Origin of the sequence: Streptococcus mitis (genome assembly GCF_002096735.1) — a bacterium.
Taxonomy (GTDB): domain Bacteria; phylum Bacillota; class Bacilli; order Lactobacillales; family Streptococcaceae; genus Streptococcus; species Streptococcus mitis_CZ.
Genome location: NZ_NCVC01000010.1, coordinates 37899 through 59146, shown reverse-complemented (window position 1 = coordinate 59146; position 21248 = coordinate 37899). Strand labels below are relative to the sequence as shown.

16 protein-coding genes are annotated in these 21248 nt (G+C 40.8%); 11 read left to right on the top strand and 5 right to left on the bottom strand.

Annotated features, from left to right (window positions below; all coding sequences use genetic code 11):
• Position 1: 1 nt before the first annotated feature.
• The 6 genes from B7703_RS01000 (at position 2) to B7703_RS00975 (ending at position 7541) form a co-directional block, all read left to right on the top strand.
• Positions 2–1669, top strand: a complete 1668-nt coding sequence (locus B7703_RS01000; protein ID WP_084923273.1) for a DAK2 domain-containing protein — start codon at positions 2–4, stop codon at positions 1667–1669.
• Between the two features lie 200 nt (positions 1670–1869).
• Entirely contained in the window at positions 1870–3570 is a 1701-nt protein-coding gene (locus B7703_RS00995; RefSeq protein ID WP_060627477.1) for an acetolactate synthase large subunit, read from the top strand.
• Positions 3563–4039 carry an acetolactate synthase small subunit gene (gene ilvN, locus B7703_RS00990; protein WP_001253803.1) on the top strand — a complete coding sequence of 159 codons (477 nt, stop codon included), beginning with the start codon at positions 3563–3565 and terminating at the stop codon, positions 4037–4039. The genes B7703_RS00995 and ilvN overlap by 8 nt, the downstream gene beginning before the upstream one ends.
• A 66-nt stretch (positions 4040–4105) precedes the next feature.
• Positions 4106–5128, top strand: a complete 1023-nt coding sequence (gene ilvC / locus B7703_RS00985; protein ID WP_000290683.1) for a ketol-acid reductoisomerase — start codon at positions 4106–4108, stop codon at positions 5126–5128.
• A gap of 112 nt (positions 5129–5240) precedes the next feature.
• Positions 5241–6491, top strand: a complete 1251-nt coding sequence (ilvA, locus tag B7703_RS00980) for a threonine ammonia-lyase IlvA (RefSeq protein ID WP_084923271.1) — start codon at positions 5241–5243, stop codon at positions 6489–6491.
• 834 nt (positions 6492–7325) lie between these two features.
• On the top strand, positions 7326–7541 hold the full coding sequence (locus tag B7703_RS00975) for a capsule biosynthesis transcriptional regulator (protein WP_001130035.1): 216 nt from the start codon (positions 7326–7328) through the stop codon (positions 7539–7541).
• A gap of 90 nt (positions 7542–7631) precedes the next feature.
• Here B7703_RS00975 and B7703_RS00970 read toward each other — a convergent pair whose 3' ends face one another.
• Together B7703_RS00970 and B7703_RS00965 are read right to left on the bottom strand one after the other, a co-directional pair.
• Positions 7632–8372, bottom strand: coding sequence for an amino acid ABC transporter ATP-binding protein (locus B7703_RS00970; protein ID WP_084923270.1), 741 nt, complete (start codon positions 8370–8372; stop codon positions 7632–7634).
• On the bottom strand, positions 8372–9937 hold the full coding sequence (locus B7703_RS00965; protein ID WP_084923267.1) for an ABC transporter substrate-binding protein/permease: 1566 nt from the start codon (positions 9935–9937) through the stop codon (positions 8372–8374). The genes B7703_RS00970 and B7703_RS00965 overlap by 1 nt, the downstream gene beginning before the upstream one ends.
• Positions 9938–10075: 138 nt before the next feature.
• Here B7703_RS00965 and B7703_RS00960 point away from each other — a divergent pair, with 138 nt between their 5' ends.
• Positions 10076–11965: a DUF2207 domain-containing protein gene (locus B7703_RS00960; protein WP_084923265.1), complete on the top strand. Its 1890-nt coding sequence runs from the start codon at positions 10076–10078 to the stop codon at positions 11963–11965.
• A 61-nt stretch (positions 11966–12026) separates the two neighbouring features.
• Entirely contained in the window at positions 12027–12872 is an 846-nt protein-coding gene (locus tag B7703_RS00955; RefSeq protein WP_084923263.1) for an undecaprenyl-diphosphate phosphatase, read from the top strand.
• Positions 12873–12904: 32 nt separating this feature from the next.
• Here the strand turns inward: B7703_RS00955 and dinB are convergent, their stop codons facing one another.
• Complete coding sequence (dinB, locus tag B7703_RS00950) at positions 12905–13966, bottom strand: DNA polymerase IV (RefSeq protein ID WP_084923261.1); 1062 nt, start codon at positions 13964–13966, stop codon at positions 12905–12907.
• 237 nt (positions 13967–14203) lie between these two features.
• Here dinB and pflB point away from each other — a divergent pair, with 237 nt between their 5' ends.
• Complete coding sequence (gene pflB / locus B7703_RS00945; protein WP_000260630.1) at positions 14204–16528, top strand: formate C-acetyltransferase; 2325 nt, start codon at positions 14204–14206, stop codon at positions 16526–16528.
• Positions 16529–16792: 264 nt separating this feature from the next.
• Here the strand turns inward: pflB and B7703_RS00940 are convergent, their stop codons facing one another.
• A complete protein-coding gene (locus tag B7703_RS00940; protein ID WP_084923259.1) occupies positions 16793–18232 on the bottom strand; it encodes a TrkH family potassium uptake protein in 1440 nt (479 codons plus the stop codon).
• Between the two features lie 3 nt (positions 18233–18235).
• Positions 18236–19585 (bottom strand): Trk system potassium transporter TrkA, encoded by a 1350-nt coding sequence (trkA, locus tag B7703_RS00935; RefSeq protein ID WP_000691701.1) that lies wholly within the window; start codon positions 19583–19585, stop codon positions 18236–18238.
• Between the two features lie 188 nt (positions 19586–19773).
• On the opposite strand from trkA, the gene B7703_RS00930 reads away from it, so the two are divergent.
• Complete coding sequence (locus B7703_RS00930; RefSeq protein WP_031227981.1) at positions 19774–20622, top strand: SAM hydrolase/SAM-dependent halogenase family protein; 849 nt, start codon at positions 19774–19776, stop codon at positions 20620–20622.
• An 18-nt stretch (positions 20623–20640) separates the two neighbouring features.
• Positions 20641–21189: an ECF-type riboflavin transporter substrate-binding protein gene (locus tag B7703_RS00925; RefSeq protein ID WP_084923258.1), complete on the top strand. Its 549-nt coding sequence runs from the start codon at positions 20641–20643 to the stop codon at positions 21187–21189.
• The last annotated feature ends 59 nt before the right edge of the window (positions 21190–21248 follow it).

Below are 21248 nucleotides of genomic sequence, written 5' to 3'. Positions count from 1 at the left end.
CGTGTCAAAAATTACTACTAGCTTATTTCAAGAAATGGTGCAGGCTGCATCAACTCGCTTGAATAAGCAAGCTGAATATGTCAATTCATTAAACGTCTTTCCAGTTCCAGATGGAGATACTGGAACAAACATGGGAATGACCATTGAAAATGGTGCTAAAGAAGTTGCAGATAAGCCAGCTTCTACAGTTGGCGAGGTAGCGAGCATTCTTGCCAAAGGTCTTTTGATGGGTGCGCGTGGAAACTCAGGAGTTATTACGTCTCAGCTTTTCCGTGGATTTTCACAAGCCATCAAGGATAAAGACGAGTTAACAGGTCAAGACTTGGCCCTCGCCTTCCAATCAGGTGTGGAAGTTGCCTATAAGGCAGTGATGAAGCCAGTTGAAGGAACTATTTTGACGGTTTCTCGCGGAGCTGCTATCGGTGCTAAGAAAAAAGCTGAGCAAACAGATGACGCTGTTGAAGTCATGCGCGCAGCCTTGGAAGGTGCTAAAACAGCTCTAGCTAAAACACCAGACATGCTTCCAGTCTTGAAGGAAGTTGGCGTTGTGGATTCAGGTGGTCAAGGACTGGTCTTCATCTATGAAGGTTTCCTTTCAGCCCTTACTGGCGAATATATTGCATCTGAGGACTTTGTAGCGACTCCTGCTAATATGAGTGAAATGATCAATGCAGAACACCACAAGTCAGTAGCTGGTCACGTAGCGACTGAGGACATCACCTTTGGTTACTGTACTGAAATCATGGTAGCTCTCAAGCAAGGTCCAACTTATGCCAAAGATTTTGACTACGACGAATTCCGTAACTACTTGAATGAACTCGGGGATTCTCTTCTTGTTGTCAATGATGATGAAATTGTCAAAGTCCATGTCCATACAGAAGATCCAGGACTGGTTATGCAAGAAGGTCTCAAATATGGTAGCTTGGTCAAGGTAAAAGTTGACAATATGCGGAACCAACACGAAGCACAGGTTGAGAAAGAAGCTGCTCAAGTTAGCAAGCCAGCTGAAGAAAAAGAGTATGCTTTGATTGCTGTAGTGGCTGGTAAAGGCCTAGCAGATATCTTCCGTTCCCAAGGTGTTGATTATGTTATCGAAGGCGGTCAAACCATGAATCCTTCAACAGAAGACTTTATCAAGGCTGTTGAACAGGTCAATGCTCGTAACATCATCTTCCTGCCAAATAACAAGAATATCTTCATGGCAGCTCAATCTGCAGCAGAAGTTTTGGAACAACCAGCAGTAGTGGTTGAAGCTCGTACTCTTCCTCAAGGATTGACTAGTCTTCTTGCCTTTGATCCAAGCAAGTCCATCGAAGAAAACCAAGAGCGTATGACAGCTGCTCTTAGCGATGTCGTTAGCGGAAGCGTCACAACAGCTGTGCGTGATACAACGATTGATGGCTTAGAAATCCATGAAAATGATAATCTTGGTATGGTGGATGGGAAAATTCTCGTGTCAAACCCTGACATGCACCAAACCTTGACTGAAACATTGAAACATATGTTGGATGAAGATAGTGAAATCGTAACATTCTATGTCGGTGAAGATGGAAGCGAAGAACTTGCCAATGAAATTGCTCAAGAAATCGTAGAAGAATTCGAAGACGTTGAAGTCGAGATTCACCAAGGAGAACAACCGGTTTACCCATACCTATTTAGTGTGGAATAAGATTAATGAAGGACTGAGAAATCAGTTCTTTTTTCTTTTTTAGTAAATGAAATCGGTATCTTTTTAATAAAAACAAAAATAACATTCATAAATAAACGTTAAAATAGAAAATTCAGAAAATTTCTTCTTTTGTCTTGAAAAATTTTGAAAAAATGGTATGATAGTAACAAGTTATTTTTAAGAGAAGAGAAAGGGGAACAATGGAGAAAATCAGTTTAGAATCTCCTAAGACGGGGTCGGACCTAGTTTTGGAAACACTTCGTGATTTAGGAATTGATACCATCTTTGGTTATCCTGGTGGTGCAGTCTTGCCTTTTTATGATGCGATATATAATTTTAAAGGCATTCGCCACATTCTAGGACGCCATGAGCAAGGTTGTCTGCATGAAGCTGAAGGTTATGCCAAATCAACTGGAAAGTTGGGTGTTGCCGTCGTCACTAGCGGACCGGGAGCAACAAATGCCATTACAGGGATTGCGGATGCCATGAGCGACAGTGTTCCCCTTTTGGTCTTTACAGGTCAGGTGGCGCGAGCAGGGATTGGGAAGGATGCCTTTCAGGAGGCAGACATTGTGGGAATTACCATGCCAATCACTAAGTACAATTACCAAGTTCGTGAGACAGCTGATATCCCTCGAATCATTACGGAAGCTGTCCATATCGCAACTACAGGTCGACCAGGGCCAGTTGTCATTGACCTACCTAAAGACGTATCTGCTTTAGAAACGGACTTCATCTATTCACCAGAAGTGAACCTACCAAGCTATCAACCGACTCTTGAGCCAAATGATATGCAAATCAAGAAAATCTTGAAGCAATTATCCAAGGCTAAAAAACCAGTCTTGCTAGCTGGTGGTGGAATTAGTTATGCTGAAGCAGCTGCAGAATTAAATGAATTTGCAGAACGCTATCAAATTCCAGTGGTAACCAGTCTTTTGGGACAAGGAACGATTGCAACGAGTCATCCACTCTTCCTTGGAATGGGAGGCATGCACGGGTCATTCGCAGCTAATATTGCCATGACAGAAGCGGACTTTATGATTAGTATTGGTTGCCGTTTCGATGACCGCTTGACGGGGAATCCTAAGACCTTCGCTAAGAATGCTAAGGTTGCTCACATTGATATTGACCCAGCTGAGATTGGCAAGATTATCAGTGCGGATATTCCTGTAGTTGGAGACGCTAAGAAAGCCTTGCAAATGTTGCTGGCCGAACCAACAATTCATAATAATACTGAGAAATGGATTGAGAAAGTCACTAAAGACAAGAACCGTGTTCGTTCTTATGACAAGAAAGAGCGTGTGGTTCAACCACAAGCCGTTATTGAACGCATCGGTGAGTTGACGAATGGAGATGCTATTGTGGTAACAGACGTTGGTCAACACCAAATGTGGACAGCCCAGTATTATCCTTACCAAAATGAACGTCAGTTAGTGACTTCAGGTGGTTTGGGAACCATGGGATTCGGAATTCCAGCAGCAATTGGAGCTAAAATTGCTAACCCAGATAAGGAAGTAGTCTTGTTTGTTGGGGATGGCGGTTTCCAAATGACTAACCAAGAATTGGCTATTTTGAACATTTACAAGGTGCCAATCAAGGTGGTTATGCTGAACAACCACTCACTTGGAATGGTTCGCCAGTGGCAAGAATCCTTCTATGAAGGTAGAACATCTGAGTCGGTCTTTGATACTCTTCCTGATTTCCAACTGATGGCACAGGCTTATGGCATTAAAAACTATAAGTTTGACAATCCTGAGACCTTGGCTCAAGACCTTGAAGTCATCACTGAGAATGTTCCTATGCTAATCGAGGTAGATATTTCTCGTAAGGAACAGGTGTTACCAATGGTACCAGCTGGTAAGAGTAATCATGAGATGTTGGGGGTGAAGTTCCATGCGTAGAATGTTAACAGCAAAACTACAGAATCGATCAGGAGTCCTCAATCGCTTTACCGGTGTCCTGTCTCGTCGTCAGGTTAATATCGAAAGTATCTCTGTTGGAGCAACAGAAGATCCGAATGTATCGCGGATCACCATTATTATTGATGTTGCTTCACATGATGAGGTGGAGCAAATTATCAAACAGCTCAATCGTCAGATTGATGTGATTCGCATTCGTGATATTACAGACAAGCCTCATTTGGAGCGCGAGGTGATTTTGGTTAAGATGTCAGCGCCAGCTGAGAAGCGCGCTGAGATTCTAGCGATTATTCAACCTTTCCGTGCAACGGTGGTAGACGTAGCGCCAAGCTCGATTACCATTCAGATGACAGGAAATGCTGAAAAGAGTGAAGCTCTGTTGCGAGTCATTCGACCATACGGTATTCGCAATATTGCTCGAACGGGTGCCACTGGATTTACCCGTGATTAAAAATCCAACTTAAATTTGTTAATCCAGCCTAAAAGGCAATAAATAATAGAAAAGAGAGAAAAAACTATGGCAGTTCAAATGGAATACGAAAAAGATGTTAAAGTAGCAGCACTTGACGGTAAAAAAATTGCCGTTATCGGTTATGGTTCACAAGGACATGCGCATGCACAAAACTTGCGTGATTCAGGTCGCGATGTCATCATCGGTGTACGTCCAGGTAAATCTTTTGATAAAGCAAAAGAAGATGGATTTGACACTTATACAGTAGCAGAAGCTACTAAATTGGCTGATGTTATCATGATTTTGGCACCAGACGAAATCCAACAAGAATTGTACGAAGCAGAAATCGCTCCAAACTTGGAAGCTGGGAATGCAGTTGGATTTGCCCATGGTTTCAACATTCACTTTGAATTTATCAAAGTTCCTGCAGATGTAGATGTCTTCATGTGTGCTCCTAAAGGACCAGGACACTTGGTACGTCGTACTTATGAAGAAGGATTTGGTGTTCCAGCTCTTTACGCAGTATACCAAGATGCAACAGGAAATGCGAAAAACATTGCTATGGACTGGTGTAAAGGTGTTGGAGCAGCTCGTGTAGGTCTTCTTGAAACAACATACAAAGAAGAAACTGAAGAAGATTTGTTTGGTGAACAAGCTGTACTTTGTGGTGGTTTGACTGCCCTTATCGAAGCTGGTTTCGAAGTCTTGACAGAAGCAGGTTACGCTCCAGAATTGGCTTACTTTGAAGTTCTTCACGAAATGAAATTAATCGTTGACTTGATCTATGAAGGTGGATTCAAGAAAATGCGTCAATCAATTTCAAACACTGCTGAATACGGTGACTATGTATCAGGTCCACGTGTGATTACTGAGCAAGTTAAAGAAAATATGAAAGCTGTCTTGGCAGACATCCAAAATGGTAAATTTGCAAATGACTTTGTAAATGACTATAAAGCTGGACGTCCAAAATTGACTGCTTACCGTGAACAAGCAGCTAACCTTGAAATTGAAAAAGTTGGTGCAGAATTGCGTAAAGCAATGCCATTCGTTGGTAAAAACGACGACGATGCATTCAAAATCTATAACTAATTGATAGAAATTAAGGTGAAGGCGAGTTGGGGGACTAACTCGCTTTTATAATCAATTCATCTCTTTTTAAAAGATGGATTACGATAAGTTTGAAATAGTCTAGGAGAAAATGATGTTAAGTTCAAAAGATATAATCAAGGCTCACAAGGTCTTGAATGGTGTGGTCGTTAATACACCGCTTGATTATGACCATTATTTATCGGAGAAGTATGGTGCTAAGATTTATTTGAAAAAAGAAAATGCACAACGTGTTCGTTCTTTTAAGATCCGTGGTGCCTATTATGCCATTTCCCAGCTCAGCAAGGAAGAACGTGAGCGTGGGGTAGTCTGTGCTTCTGCGGGAAATCATGCGCAGGGAGTTGCCTATACTTGTAATGAAATGAAGATTCCTGCTACTATCTTTATGCCCATTACTACTCCGCAACAAAAGATTGGTCAAGTTCGCTTTTTTGGTGGGGACTTCGTGACTATTAAATTAGTTGGAGATACCTTTGATGCCTCAGCCAAAGCAGCTCAAGAATTTACAGTTTCTGAAAATCGTACCTTTATTGATCCTTTTGATGATGCCCATGTTCAGGCAGGTCAAGGGACAGTTGCTTATGAGATTTTAGAAGAAGCTCGAAAAGAATCGATTGATTTTGATGCTGTCTTGGTTCCTGTTGGTGGTGGCGGTCTCATTGCTGGGGTTTCTACCTATATCAAGGAAACAAGTCCAGAAATTGAAGTCATTGGGGTAGAGGCTAATGGAGCGCGTTCCATGAAGGCTGCTTTTGAAGCTGGTGGACCTGTTAAACTCAAAGAAATTGACAAATTTGCGGATGGGATTGCTGTGCAAAAGGTAGGTCAGTTGACCTATGAAGCAACTCGTCAACATGTTCAAACTTTGGTAGGTGTCGATGAGGGATTGATTTCTGAAACCTTGATTGACCTTTACTCTAAGCAAGGGATTGTCGCAGAACCTGCTGGAGCGGCTAGTATCGCCTCTTTAGAGGTTTTGGCTGAATATATCAAGGGGAAAACCATTTGTTGTATCATTTCTGGAGGAAATAATGATATCAACCGTATGCCTGAAATGGAAGAACGTGCCTTGATTTATGATGGAATCAAGCATTACTTTGTGGTTAATTTTCCACAGCGTCCGGGGGCTTTGCGTGAATTTGTAAATGATATCTTGGGGCCAGATGATGATATCACACGTTTTGAGTATATCAAACGAGCTAGCAAGGGGACAGGCCCAGTATTGATTGGGATTGCCTTGTCAGATAAGCATGATTATGCAGGCTTGATTCGTCGAATGGAAGGTTTTGATCCAGCTTATATTAACTTAAATGGTAACGAAACGCTCTATAATATGCTTGTCTGAGGACTAATAAAAAAATATCATATTATTTGCACAATTGATGTATAGGTGCTATAATGAAGATGAAGAAAGGGGGCGATTCCTATGGACTTAGGAAATCGGTTACGCTATTTCTATCATAACTCATTATAGTACCTATGTTTTTTGATTCAGTTTATAGTAAGGGAGTAAAATTACTTGTTATATGTAAGGAGTTTTTTGAAATCTACTATTTTATATATAGCTAATCTGAAATTTGGCTAAATATAATAGGAATTAGAAAAAATAATCAATACTAATGAGAAGCCTTATACTGAGGTTACTGAGAAGAGTGACGGGATACTCGGAAGATGAAGACCGTAGAAAAATGAAACATAGAATACTACGGTTTCCTAGCTACTCGCTTTTTAATGGGTAGGAGAAATAAAAAGTAAACTTGATAAAGTAAATAAATAGTACAAGTTGACCAAATGATTGAATGCTGGTGCAGACATGAAAAAGTCTAAAAGGAGAAAAATACTCGTTAGAAATGGTTTAGAGCAGAAGATTATTTTGTCAAATTTTTTTGTTTTGCAGTGGAATAAATAATATGAAATAAGATTAGAATATGTCTAGATTATCGAGAATCAGCATCTGTCAAATATGAATATTATTACATAAATAAGATTTAATAATACAATTGTTTTAAAGAACTATAAAAATTGTTTTCGACAGTGAAAAACCTATATATTATAAGCTTTAATAAGATAGCAAGTAAAAATAAGGGCGTTTATTTTATTGAATATATGTTTTTTTATTGACAAAAAGCATAAAAGCGTATACAATTAAATATCGTAAATAAGAAAATAGGAGAAAGACATGGCTAAGTCAAACTTTGAAAAAGTAGAATCAGTTGTTGGCTGGGTTCGTGATAAGAAAATCACAGGCTACCGTATCTCTAAAGAAACGAATGCTCGTGAAATGTCTATCATTGCTCTAGCGCAGGGGCGTGCAAAAGTTAAAAATATTTCGTTTGAAACGGCTCTAGGTTTAATTGATTTCTATGATAAAAATCATGAAAAATTTGAAGATTAATCTTTGGATAATGGTGGATTCTTGAATAGGGTCTGCCTTTTCATTTTTTGGCTAGTAAAAAGACTGCACGGTTGATGCAGCCTTTTCTTTTTATTTGAGATAGCGTTGAAGGAATTCTTTTGTACGGTCTTCTTTAGGATTGGTGAAGAGGTCTTCTGGTTTGCCTTCTTCAGCAATCACACCCTTATCCATAAAGATAACACGGTGAGAGACGTCACGGGCGAATTCCATTTCGTGGGTTACGACAATCATAGTCAAGCCTTCCTGAGCCAGATCTTGCATGATTTTGAGGACTTCTCCAACCATTTCTGGATCGAGAGCTGATGTTGGTTCATCAAAGAGAATGGCGTCCGGATTCATTGAAAGGGCACGAGCGATGGCTACACGTTGTTTTTGACCACCTGAGAGTTGTTTTGGTTTGGCTTGCCAGTAGCGTTCTCCCATGCCGACCTTTTCTAGGTTTTCTTTGGCAATCTTTTCAGCTTCTGTACGTTCGCGTTTAAGGACAGTTGTCTGAGCGACAATTGTGTTTTCAAGTACGTTAAGATTTTCAAAGAGGTTAAAGGATTGGAACACCATCCCCAACTTTTCACGGTATTGCGTGAGGTCATAGCATTTTTCGAGAACGTTTTGTCCATGATAAAGGATTTGTCCATCAGTTGGAGTTTCAAGTAGGTTAATGGAGCGTAGGAAGGTTGATTTTCCGCTTCCAGAGCTTCCGATGATAGAGATAACTTCACCCTTGTGAACAGTTAGAGAAATGTCTTTTAGCACTTCGTTTTGTCCATAGGATTTTTTGAGGTGTTTAATTTCAAGGATTGCTTGTGTCATTATTTCAAATCCTCCGTTTGCATTTGGTTAGCACCTGTAGTATAGGTATCCATGTCCATGCGGCGTTCGATGAATCGTAGGATACGTGTTACGGTGAAGGTGAGGACAAAGTAAATCACGGCGATGATTGTAAATGTCTGGAAGTATTGATAGGTTTGAGTTGCTACGGTATTTCCTGAGAAATAAAGTTCGACAACAGAGATAACGTTCAATACAGATGTATCTTTGATATTGATGACAAATTCATTACCAGTTGCTGGTAGGATGTTACGGACTACCTGAGGTAGGACAATCTTACGCATGGTTTGGTTATGAGTCATACCGAGTGCAGTTGCGGCTTCAAATTGTCCCTTGTCAACTGCTAGGATACCACCACGAACGATTTCGGTCATGTAGGCACCGGTGTTGATCGAAACGATGAAGATAGCAGCTAGTGTGCGGTCAAGGTTGATCCCGAAAGCTTGGGCAGTTCCATAGTAGATAACCATCGATTGAACAATCATTGGCGTACCACGGAAAATTTCAATATAGACATTGAGGATCCAGCCGACTAGTTTTTGTAAGCTGTAAATGGCTTTATTCTCAGATAGAGGAGCAGTACGGAAGACACCAATGGCAAGGCCGATAATGAGACCTATGATGGTTCCGACGATAGAGATTAAAAGAGTGATACCAGCACCACGCAAGAGTTGTTGCCAGTTTTCAGAAAGAATTTTAGCGACTTGGCTAAAGAAACTACTGCTAGTCTCTTCAGTTGTTGTAGCTTCGGCAGGTTGTTCCTTAATCATACGATCCATCAAGGCAACTTGGTCATCTTTTGAAATGGTTTCAATGCTGGCATTGATTTGGCTAATACGATTGTCATCTTTACGAAGTCCAATGGCAATAGCCGTATCTTCTTCCCCAGTTTTGAAACCTGGTTCTACTTGAACCATCTTGAACTTAGAGTTAGCAGCTTCAGCAGTCAGAGCTTCTGGTCGTTCAGAAACATAAGCATCGATAACACCAGCTTCAAGTGCTTGGCGCATTTGAGCGAAGTCTCCCATGGCAGTTTCTTTTTTAGCGCCTGGGATTTGACCAATCAAGTCATAAAGGTAGACACCTTGTTGAGAAGTGATTTTTGCACCGTTAAAGTCATCCAAAGATTTAGCATTTGCGTAGGCAGAATCTTTTTTGACTAGTAGAACTGGTTCGCTAGTGTAGTAACTGCTCGAAAAGGCAATTTCTTGTTTGCGCTCAGCAGTAGGACTCATACCTGCGATAATCATGTCAATCTTACCAGAAGTAAGGGCAGGGACTAGACCTTCCCACTTGGTTTTAACAACTAAAGGTTCTTTACCTAAGTCCTTAGCGATTTTCTTGGCGATTTGAACATCGTATCCGTTAGCATACTGGTTAGTCCCATCGATTTTGACAGCTCCATTGTTATCATCGTCCTGAGTCCAGTTAAAGGGAGCATATGCTGCTTCCATCCCGATGCGTAAATATTCATCGGCTTGAGCAACATTGACAAGTCCCAGCATCAGCAAGAGACTTGTGAAAATAGATAAGTATATTTTTCTCATGATTTCTCCTATTTCTAATCTATTAAAAAATAACTGTCTCCTATTTTATCGAAAAAAAATCTATTTTTCAATATAGGTAAGCCCTTACTTGTGAAAAAATGATATAATGATAGCAAAGATAAAAAGGGGGCTTAGTTGATGAAAAAAACTTTTTTCTTACTGGTGTTAGGCTTGTTTTGTCTTCTGCCATTCTCTGTTTTTGCCATTGATTTCAAGATAAACTCTTATCAAGGTGATTTGTATATTCATGCAGACAATACAGCAGAATTTAGACAGAAGATAGTTTACCAGTTTGAGGAGGACTTTAAGGGTCAAATCGTGGGACTTGGACGGGCTGGCAAGATGCCTAGCGGATTTGACATTGACCCTCATCCAAAGGTTCAGGTCGCGAAAAACGGTGCTGAACTGACAGATGTTACTAGCGAAGTGATAGAAGGGGCAGATGGTTATACTGTTAAAGTTTATAATCCAGGTCAAGATGGCGACACAGTTGAAGTTGACCTTGTCTGGAACTTAAAGAATTTGCTTTTCCTTTATGATGATATCGCTGAATTAAATTGGCAACCTTTAACAGATAGTTCAGGGACTATTGGAAAGTTTGAATTTCATGTAAGGGGAGATAAGGGAGCTGAAAAACTCTTTTTCCATACAGGGAAACTTTTTAGAGAGGGAACGGTTGAAAAGAGTAACCTTGATTATACTATCCGTTTAGACAATCTTCCGGCTAAACGTGGAGTTGAGTTACATGCCTATTGGCCTCGGACCGATTTTGCTAGCGCTAGGGATCAGGGATTGAAAGGGAATCGTTTAGAAGAGTTTAATAAGATAGAAGACTCGATTTTTAAAGAAAAAGATCAGAGTAAACAACTCGTTACTTGGGTGTTTCCTTCCATACTTTCCATCTCTCTGTTATTGAGCGTCTGCTTCTATTTCATCTATAGAAGAAAGACCACTCCTTCGGTTAAATATGCCAAAAATCATCGTCTCTATGAACCACCAATGGAATTAGAACCTATGGTTTTATCAGAGGCTGTCTACTCGACTTCCTTGGATGAAGTGAGTCCTCTAACCAAAGGAGCTGGCAAATTCACCTTTGACCAACTTATTCAAGCTACCTTGTTAGATGTGATTGACCGTGGAAATGTCTCTATTATTTCAGAGGGAGATGCAGTTGGCTTGAGACTGGTAAAAGAAGACGGTTTGTCCAGTTTTGAGAAAGACTGTCTAAATCTAGCTTTTTCAGGCAAAAAAGAAGAAACTCTTTCCAATTTGTTTGCGGATTACAAGGTATCTGATAGTCTTTATCGTAGAGCAAAAGTTTCTGATGAAAAACGGATTCAAGCAAAGGGGCGTCAGCTCAAATCTTCTTTTGAAGAAGTATTGAAAGAGATGCAAGAAGGAGTGAGAAATCGGGTTATCTTCTGGGGACTTCCAGATTATTATCGTCTTTTAACTGGTGGGGAAAAGGCCTTGCAAGTAGGTATGGGTGTCTTGACTATCTTGTCCCTATTTATCGGATTTGGTTTGTTCTTGTACAGTTTGGATGTTTATGGATATCTTTACCTCCCCTTGCCAATACTTGGTTTTTTAGGTTTGGTTTTGGCTGTTTTCTATTATTGGAAGCTTCGACTAGATAACCGTGATGGTGTCCTAAATGAAGCAGGAGCAGAAGTATACTATCTCTGGACCAGTTTTGAAAATATGTTGCGTGAGATTGCACGATTGGATCAGGCTGAATTGGAAAGTATTGTGGTCTGGAATCGCCTCTTGGTTTATGCAACCTTATTTGGCTATGCGGACAAGGTCAGCCATTTGATGAAGGTTCACCATATTCAAGTGGAAAATCCAGATATTAATCTCTATGTAGCTTATGGCTGGCACAGTATGTTTTATCATTCAAGCGCGCAAATGAGCCATTATGCTAGTGTCGCAAATACAGCAAGTACCTACTCCGTATCTTCTGGAAGTGGAAGTTCTGGCGGTGGCTTCTCTGGAGGCGGAGGTGGTGGCAGTATAGGAGCCTTTTAAAGAGAAGTGCCATAGACTGAAAAAGTATGCTATAATGGAAGATAGAAAAAAGGAGTAATCTATGTATCTTATTGAAATTTTAAAATCTATCTTCTTCGGGATTATTGAAGGAATTACGGAATGGTTGCCGATTTCCAGTACAGGTCACTTGATTTTAGCAGAGGAATTTATCCAATACCAAAATCAGAATGAAGCCTTTATGTCTATGTTTAATGTTGTGATTCAGCTTGGTGCTATTTTAGCGGTTATGGTCATTTACTTTAATAAACTAAATCCCTTTAAACCAAGTAAAGACAAGCAGGAAGTTCGTAAGACTTGGAGACTGTGGTTGAAGGTTTTGATTGCGACCTTGCCTTTACTTGCCGTCTTTAAATTTGACGATTGGTTTGATACCCACTTCCATAACATGGTTTCTGTTGCTCTTATGTTGATTATCTATGGGATTGCCTTTATCTATTTGGAAAAGCGAAATAAAGCGCGTGCTATCGAGCCAAGTGTAACAGAGTTGGACAAGCTTCCTTATACGACCGCTTTCTATATCGGTCTCTTCCAAGTTCTTGCCCTTTTGCCAGGGACAAGTCGTTCTGGAGCAACGATTGTCGGTGGTTTGTTAAATGGAACCAGTCGTTCTGTTGTAACGGAATTTACCTTTTATCTTGGAATTCCTGTTATGTTTGGAGCTAGCGCATTAAAGATTTTCAAATTTATAAAAGCAGGACAGCTCTTGAGTTTTGGGCAATTGTTCTTGCTCTTGGTTGCGATGGGAGTCGCTTTTGCAGTCAGCATGGTCGCTATTCGTTTTTTGACCAGCTATGTGAAAAAACACGACTTTACCCTTTTCGGTAAATACCGCATCGTGCTTGGTAGTGTTTTGCTACTTTACAGTTTTGTCCGTTTATTTGTATAAGAAAAACCTTGAAGGGGCAGCTCTTCAAGGTTTTAAAATCCAGTCAGGGTAATCCCCAATAGGCGGACACCTCTTTCTTTTTCGCTTAACTCTTCATAGAGTTGCAGAGCTATTTGGCTTATCTGACTAGCATCCTGTGTTTTTTGAGGCAGACTTTTTCGTTTAGTGAGAGTTGAAAAGTTCTCGTAGCGGATTTTCAAAATGACAATTTTTCCAGCTTTTTCTTGTTGACTGAGATTGAGAGCGACTCTTTCTGATAGGAGAGTCAGCTCTTTTTTGATGTCTTCCTCAGCACGGAGAATCTTCCCATAGGTTTTCTCCTTCCCGATTGATTTACGGATACGATTGGATTTGACTGGTGAATTGTGGATGCCACGAGCCTTTCGATAAAGGTCATAACCCAGTCTTCCAAAACGGTCTATTAGGGTTACCTCAGGGACTTCAAGCAAATCAGCGCCGGTAAAAACGCCCATTTGATGAAGACGTTCTACCGTCTTTTTTCCTACTCCATGAAACTTGGAAATATCCATTTGTTTGAGAAAGTCCTCAGCCTGGTCAGGTAGAATCACTGTCAGACCATGTGGTTTTTGATAATCACTAGCCATTTTAGCTAAGAATTTGTTGTAGGAAACGCCAGCAGAAGCAGTTAGATGGAGTTCTTGCCAAATATCCTCTTGAATGAGGCGAGCGATTTTGACTGCTGACTTGATACCGAGTTTATTTTCTGTTACATCCAAATAGGCTTCGTCAATGCTCATGGGTTCTATTAAATCTGTATAACGCTTAAAGATAGCTCGGATCTGGAGTCCCACAGATTTGTATTTCTCATAATTTCCTGAGATGAAGATTGCCTGGGGACAGCGTTCATAGGCTTCCTTAGAGCTCATGGCTGAATGGACACCAAAAGCTCGCGCCTCATAGCTACAAGTGGAAACGACACCACGCCCACCTGTTTGCCGAGGGTCATTGCCGATAATGACAGGTTTTCCTCTGAGTTTAGGATTATCTCTGATTTCCACCGCAGCAAAAAAGGCATCCATGTCAATATGGATGATTTTTCTTGACAAATCATTTAACAAAGGAAAAATCAACATGCATAGCTCCTTTTTACTGCTTATTTTCTTTCATTATACCCTTTTTTCTGAAAAAAAGGAAAAAGGACTTCGTTTTTTCAAAAATATAATACAGTTTGGAACGAAATATAGACTGTTTTAGAAAAGAAAGTGTAAAAATAGGGATTTTCCACTTGTTGAAAACGATTACTGTATGGTATACTTGTCTCATGAATGTAACAGATGACTGTTACTAGAAAGAAAAAAGAGGACATTAACATGGTTGTTAAGACAGTTGTTGAAGCACAAGATATTTTTGACAAAGCTTGGGAAGGCTTCAAAGGCGTAGATTGGAAAGAAAAAGCAAGTGTATCACGCTTCGTACAAGCTAACTACACACCTTACGATGGAGACGAAAGCTTCCTCGCAGGACCAACAGAACGTTCACTTCACATCAAAAAAATTGTAGAAGAAACTAAGGCTCACTACGAAGAAACTCGTTTCCCAATGGACACTCGTCCAACATCTATTGCTGACATTCCAGCAGGATTTATCGATAAAGAAAATGAAGTTATCTTCGGTATCCAAAACGATGAACTCTTCAAATTGAACTTCATGCCAAAAGGTGGTATCCGTATGGCTGAAACTACTTTGAAAGAAAATGGATACGAACCAGATCCAGCTGTTCACGAAATCTTTACAAAATACGTAACAACAGTTAACGACGGTATCTTCCGTGCTTACACTTCAAACATTCGTCGCGCTCGTCACGCTCACACTGTAACTGGTCTTCCAGATGCATACTCACGCGGACGTATCATCGGTGTTTACGCACGTCTTGCTCTTTACGGTGCAGACTACTTGATGCAAGAAAAAGTAAACGACTGGAACGCAATCGAAGAAATCGATGAAGAAACAATCCGTCTTCGTGAAGAAATCAACCTTCAATACCAAGCATTGCAACAAGTTGTTCGCTTGGGTGACCTTTACGGAGTTGACGTTCGCAAACCAGCGATGAACGTTAAAGAAGCTATCCAATGGGTTAACATCGCCTTCATGTCTGTCTGCCGTGTTATCAACGGTGCTGCTACATCCCTAGGACGTGTGCCAATCGTATTGGACATCTTTGCAGAACGTGACCTTGCTCGTGGTACATTTACTGAATCAGAAATCCAAGAATTCGTTGATGATTTCGTTATGAAACTTCGTACAGTTAAATTTGCTCGTACAAAAGCTTACGACCAATTGTACTCAGGTGACCCAACATTCATCACAACTTCTATGGCTGGTATGGGCAACGACGGTCGTCACCGTGTTACTAAGATGGACTACCGTTTCTTGAACACTCTTGACAACATCGGTAACTCTCCAGAACCAAACTTGACAGTTCTTTGGACTGACAAATTGCCATACAACTTCCGTCGCTACTGTATGCACATGAGCCACAAACACTCTTCTATCCAATACGAAGGTGTAACAACAATGGCTAAAGACGGATATGGTGAAATGAGCTGTATCTCATGCTGTGTGTCTCCACTTGACCCAGAAAATGAAGAACAACGCCACAACATCCAGTACTTCGGTGCGCGTGTAAACGTATTGAAAGCCCTTCTTACTGGTTTGAACGGTGGTTACGACGATGTTCACAAAGACTACAAAGTATTTGACATCGAACCAATCCGTGACGAAGTTCTTGAATTTGAATCAGTTAAAGCTAACTTTGAAAAATCTCTTGACTGGTTGACTGACACTTACGTAGATGCTTTGAACATCATCCACTACATGACTGATAAGTACAACTACGAAGCTGTTCAAATGGCCTTCTTGCCAACTAAACAACGTGCCAACATGGGATTTGGTATCTGTGGATTTGCTAACACTGTTGATACATTGGCAGCTATCAAATACGCTACAGTTAAACCAATCCGTGATGAAAATGGCTACATCTACGATTACGAAACAATCGGAGAATACCCACGTTGGGGTGAAGATGATCCTCGTTCAAACGAATTGGCAGAATGGTTGATCGAAGCTTACACAACTCGTCTACGTAGCCACAAACTTTACAAAGACGCAGAAGCTACAGTTTCACTTTTGACTATCACATCTAACGTTGCTTACTCTAAACAAACTGGTAACTCACCAGTCCACAAAGGTGTATACCTCAACGAAGATGGTTCTGTGAACTTGTCTAAACTTGAATTCTTCTCACCAGGTGCTAACCCATCTAATAAAGCTAAAGGTGGATGGTTGCAAAACTTGAACTCACTTTCTAGCCTTGACTTTAGTTATGCAGCTGATGGTATCTCATTGACTACTCAGGTTTCTCCACGTGCTCTTGGTAAGACTCGTGATGAACAAGTTGATAACTTGGTAACAATCCTTGATGGTTACTTCGAAAACGGTGGACAACACGTTAACTTGAACGTTATGGACTTGAACGATGTTTACGAAAAAATCATGTCAGGTGAAGACGTAATCGTACGTATCTCTGGATACTGTGTAAACACTAAATACCTCACTCCAGAACAAAAAACTGAATTGACACAACGTGTCTTCCACGAAGTTCTTTCAATGGATGATGCCTTGGATGCGTTGAGCTAATCAAGTTCTTGAATAATGAAATAAGGAACCCTCGGTCAGTCGACTGAGGGTTTTTGGGTAAAATCTCTTCAAACAAAGTTAGCTTCGCCTTGCCGTACTCAAGTACTGTCTATAGCTAGCTTCCTAGTTTGCTTTTTGATTTTCATTGAGTATAAGTCAGGCACTAAAATGTCTGACCAGGATTCAAAGATACTTTTTGAGTTGCGAGGAGTATTTAAAAATAAAAACACCACACTTTGTAAGGAAACAAGGTGTGGTTGTATTTTATCTCTTAGACCAAGTTCTCTTCATAAAGAGAAGTAGGATTGGGTAAATCTCCAAGCGGCCTGCAATCATTGCAAAGGAGAGGAGAATTTTTGAGATAGGACTAAAGATTGAGAAACTAGAAGTGGTTCCTAGAATAGGCCCGATATTATTGAAACAGCTAAATACAGCACTGGTAACGACTAGAAAATCATTGCTATCTAGGCTGACAATAAAGATAAGCGCTAGCAAAATCATAGAATAGATGACAAAGTACTTGAGAATCTTATGCTGGGTATCTTTGTCAATCACCGTTTTATTAACATGGAGGGTCAAAACACGGTGGGGCGATAGGATTGACAAAATTTGGTTTTTGGCAATTTTTGAAAGGATGAGGCCTCGAATAACCTTGAGTCCACCTGCGGTTGAACCAGCAGAACCACCGATTCCCATGAGAAAGAGGAGGATAAACTGGGAGAAGAGGGGCCAATTGGTAATGTCTCCATATCCAAAACCAGTCGTCGTAATGATATTGGAAACCTGGAAGAAGGCCATTTCAAAGCTCTTGGAAAATCCTGGGTAGAGATAGAGGGTGTTGAGGCTGATCAAGCCTGTAGAAACCAGCACAATGACCAAGTAAGCTCGAAGTTCTTCGTCACCAAAGAAGGCCTTGACGCGACGGAGCATGAGGTAGTAGTAGAGATTAAAATTTACCCCAAAAACCAAAACTCCGATACTAACTAGATAGGTAATCAGTGAGCTACCATAGTGGGCGATTCCATCGTTATAGACTGTAAAACCTCCTGTACCTGCTGTTCCCATGGCAATGACAAAACTATCAAATAGGGGCATGCCAGCCAGATAATAGATGATGACAAAGAGGGAGAAGAGAGCTAGATAAAGGAGATAGAGAATCTGGGCAGTATTTTTGAGTTTGGATACAACCTTACCAAAGACGGGTCCAGGAACCTCAGCCTTCATCACTTCTAGGTGACTATTTTTGGCATTGTCCATAATAGCAAGTGCAAAAACAAGCACTCCCATCCCTCCAATCAAGTGGGTAAAACTTCGCCAGAAGAGGAGGGAACGACTGAGAACCGAAACGTCGTTCAGAATAGTTGCTCCAGTAGTTGTAAAGCCAGAACTGATTTCAAAAAAGGCATCGATAACGCTGGGAAGTTGTCTAGCAAAGACAAAGGGGAGACCGCCAAAGAAGGACCAAAGAATCCAACAGAGGGCAACAATCAAGACTCCCTCCTTGGCATAAATCCGTTGATTTTTGGGCTTTTGTAAAATTCCTGAACCACCTAGTAATACGAGAATCCCAATCGTTGTAAAGAGGGCCGTAAAGACTTGGCTCGATTCGTGGTAATAGACAGCTACAGCTACAGGAACCAAGAGGAGAACAGCTTCAATCAAAAGTAACTTTGAAAGGAGGTAACGAATCATACTTTTATTCATTTCTTACCTCGCGATCAAGTCATAAATCTTGGTGATGTTTGGTAACAAAGTTGTTACTAGGAGCTTGTCTCCGACTTCCAGCATATCCTCCCCTGTAGGGAAAATAGTCTTGCCCTTTCGAATGATAGCTGCAATAAGAACCCCTTTTTTCAGTTTGAGTTGAGAAAGAGGTTTGGCAGTCATCTTATTAGCTTCCTTGATATGGAATTGCAGGGTTTCAATTTGGCCATTGGCTAGATGGTGCATAGCCTGAAGGTCTGAATACTGGGCATTAACCCGACCACGAATAAAGTGCATAATCGTGTCTACGGCAATGCTTTTAGGTGTGATGATGCTTGAAAAATCAGGTGCATTGATAATCTCGAGGAGACTGGTACGATTGACCTTTGTGATATTTTTCTGTACACCTACCCTGTCAAGGAACATAGAGGTAATCAGATTTTCCTCATCGACTCCTGTTAGAGTTGCAACGGCATCATAGTTTTGAGCACTTTCTTCCAGCAGGATATCTTTTGCGGTACCATCTCCTTGAACGATGTAGAGATTTGGGAATTTCTCGCTAAAGAAGCTGGCGATTTCGGGATTGATTTCAATGACTTTTGTATCGATACGACTGTCTTTGAGGATACCTAGTAGATAATAGGCAATTCTACCGGCTCCAACAATAAGAAGACTCTTCACGGCACGAGATTTAAAATAATTATGGAAGAGCATCATATCAACACGGTTACCAGTGACAAAGATTCTATCTTTATCCTGTATGGTCATGTCACCACTTGGGATGATAATTTGATGATCTCTTTCTATTGCACAGACAATGACATTGCCAAATTTTTTCCGAAAATCAGAAATGGGCATTTGGCAAAGACCACTGGAGGATTTAACAGTGAATTCCATCAAGCTGACCCGTCCACCAAAGAAACGTTCGACAGATAGGGCGTTGGGGAAGTCAATGATATTCGCGATAGCGCGGGCAGCCAAGAGTTCAGGGTTAACGATAAGAGAAAAACCGAGAATATTCTTTTCCTTGAAATAAGAGTTAGAATATTCAGGGTTCCGCACCCGAACGATGGTCTCTTTAGCTCCCATTTTTTTGGCTAGAACGGCTGCAATCATGTTCACTTCATCGTATTCAGTCAGGGCGATAAAGATATCACAATCCTGGACACTGGCTTGCTCAAGGATGGTAAAATCGGCCCCGTTACCAAGGATACCCATGATATCAAAGCGATTAACAATATGATTGAGAACAGCTTCGTCTTGCTCAATCAGTAAAACATCATGCTTTTCTGCAACCAAGGAGCGACAGAGGGCAGAACCAACTTTTCCCCCTCCGACAAGGATAATTTTCATAATAAAACCTACTTCTTCATTATGTAACTATCATACCTTTTTTCAAGAAAAAATGCACCTACTAGCTAATCACCAGAGTTTTTAGTAGGAAATTTGCTATAAGGTAAAACTATACCCTAATCAATTGAAATAGCTATTAGCACCTTTCTCTGAAATATGGTATGATAAAGGATATACAAGGAGATAAAATGAATAATAATTTACTGGTATTACAATCAGACTTTGGTTTGGTAGATGGTGCGGTATCGGCTATGATTGGAGTGGCTTTAGAAGAGTCTCCAACCTTAAAAATTCATCACTTGACGCACGATATCACGCCTTATAATATTTTTGAGGGGAGCTATCGTCTCTTTCAGACAGTGGATTACTGGCCTGAGGGAACGACATTTGTATCGGTGGTCGATCCAGGTGTCGGCTCGAAACGCAAGAGTGTGGTTGCCAAGACTGCAAAAAATCAATACATTGTCACACCAGATAATGGGACGCTTTCTTTTATCAAGAAACACGTTGGCATTGTAGCTATTCGTGAGATTTCTGAAGTGGCCAATAGACGTCAAAATACAGAGCATTCTTATACCTTCCACGGTCGTGATGTCTATGCCTATACTGGTGCTAAATTAGCCAGTGGTCACATTAGTTTTGAGGAAGTGGGGCCAGAGCTCAGTGTAGATCAGATTGTGGAACTTCCAGTCGTAGAGACCATCATTGAAGATCATCTGGTAAAGGGAGCTATTGATATTCTAGATGTGCGTTTTGGCTCGCTTTGGACCTCTATCACACGAGAAGAATTTTACAAGCTGGAACCAGCATTCGGTGATCGTTTTGAAGTGACCATCTATCACGCTGATATGCTGGTCTATCAAAATCAGGTTGTTTATGGCAAATCATTTGCGGATGTGAGAATTGGGCAACCCATCCTTTACATCAACTCTCTCTATCGTTTAGGTCTGGCTATCAACCAAGGTTCCTTTGCCAAGGCCTATAATGTGGGTGTCGGTTCATCTTGGACCATTGAAATAAAGAAAATAGAAGGATAAAATAGGAGAATAAATAGTATGGAAATCAAATTTACAATTAAACAAGTTGTTGCTGTCGGAATTGGCGCTGCCCTCTTTGTCGTCATCGGGATGATCAACATTCCGACCCCTGTTCCAAATACAAGCATCCAGCTTCAGTATGCGGTACAAGCGCTACTTTCTATTATTTTTGGACCGATTATCGGTTTGCTTGTCGGGTTGATTGGTCATGCAATCAAGGACTCTCTTGCTGGTTACGGTCTGTGGTGGACTTGGATTATTGCTAGCGGTCTCTTTGGTCTAGCTGTGGGGCTATTTAGAAAGTACGTTCGCGTGATCAATGGTGTCTTTGACTGGAAAGATATTCTTATTTTTAACCTCATTCAACTACTTGCAAATGCCCTTGTTTGGGGTGTCTTGGCACCACTTGGAGATGTTGTGATTTATCAAGAAGCGGCAGAAAAAGTATTTGCCCAAGGGATTGTTGCGGGAATTGCTAATGCTGTAACTGTAGCTATCGCAGGTACTCTTCTCTTGCTAGCTTATTCACGTACGCAGACTCGTTCAGGAAGTTTGAAAAAGGATTAACATAAAGGAAAAGGCTGGGCAACCAGTCTTTTTGCTGTTTATAGGCTAGTCGGGTAAGC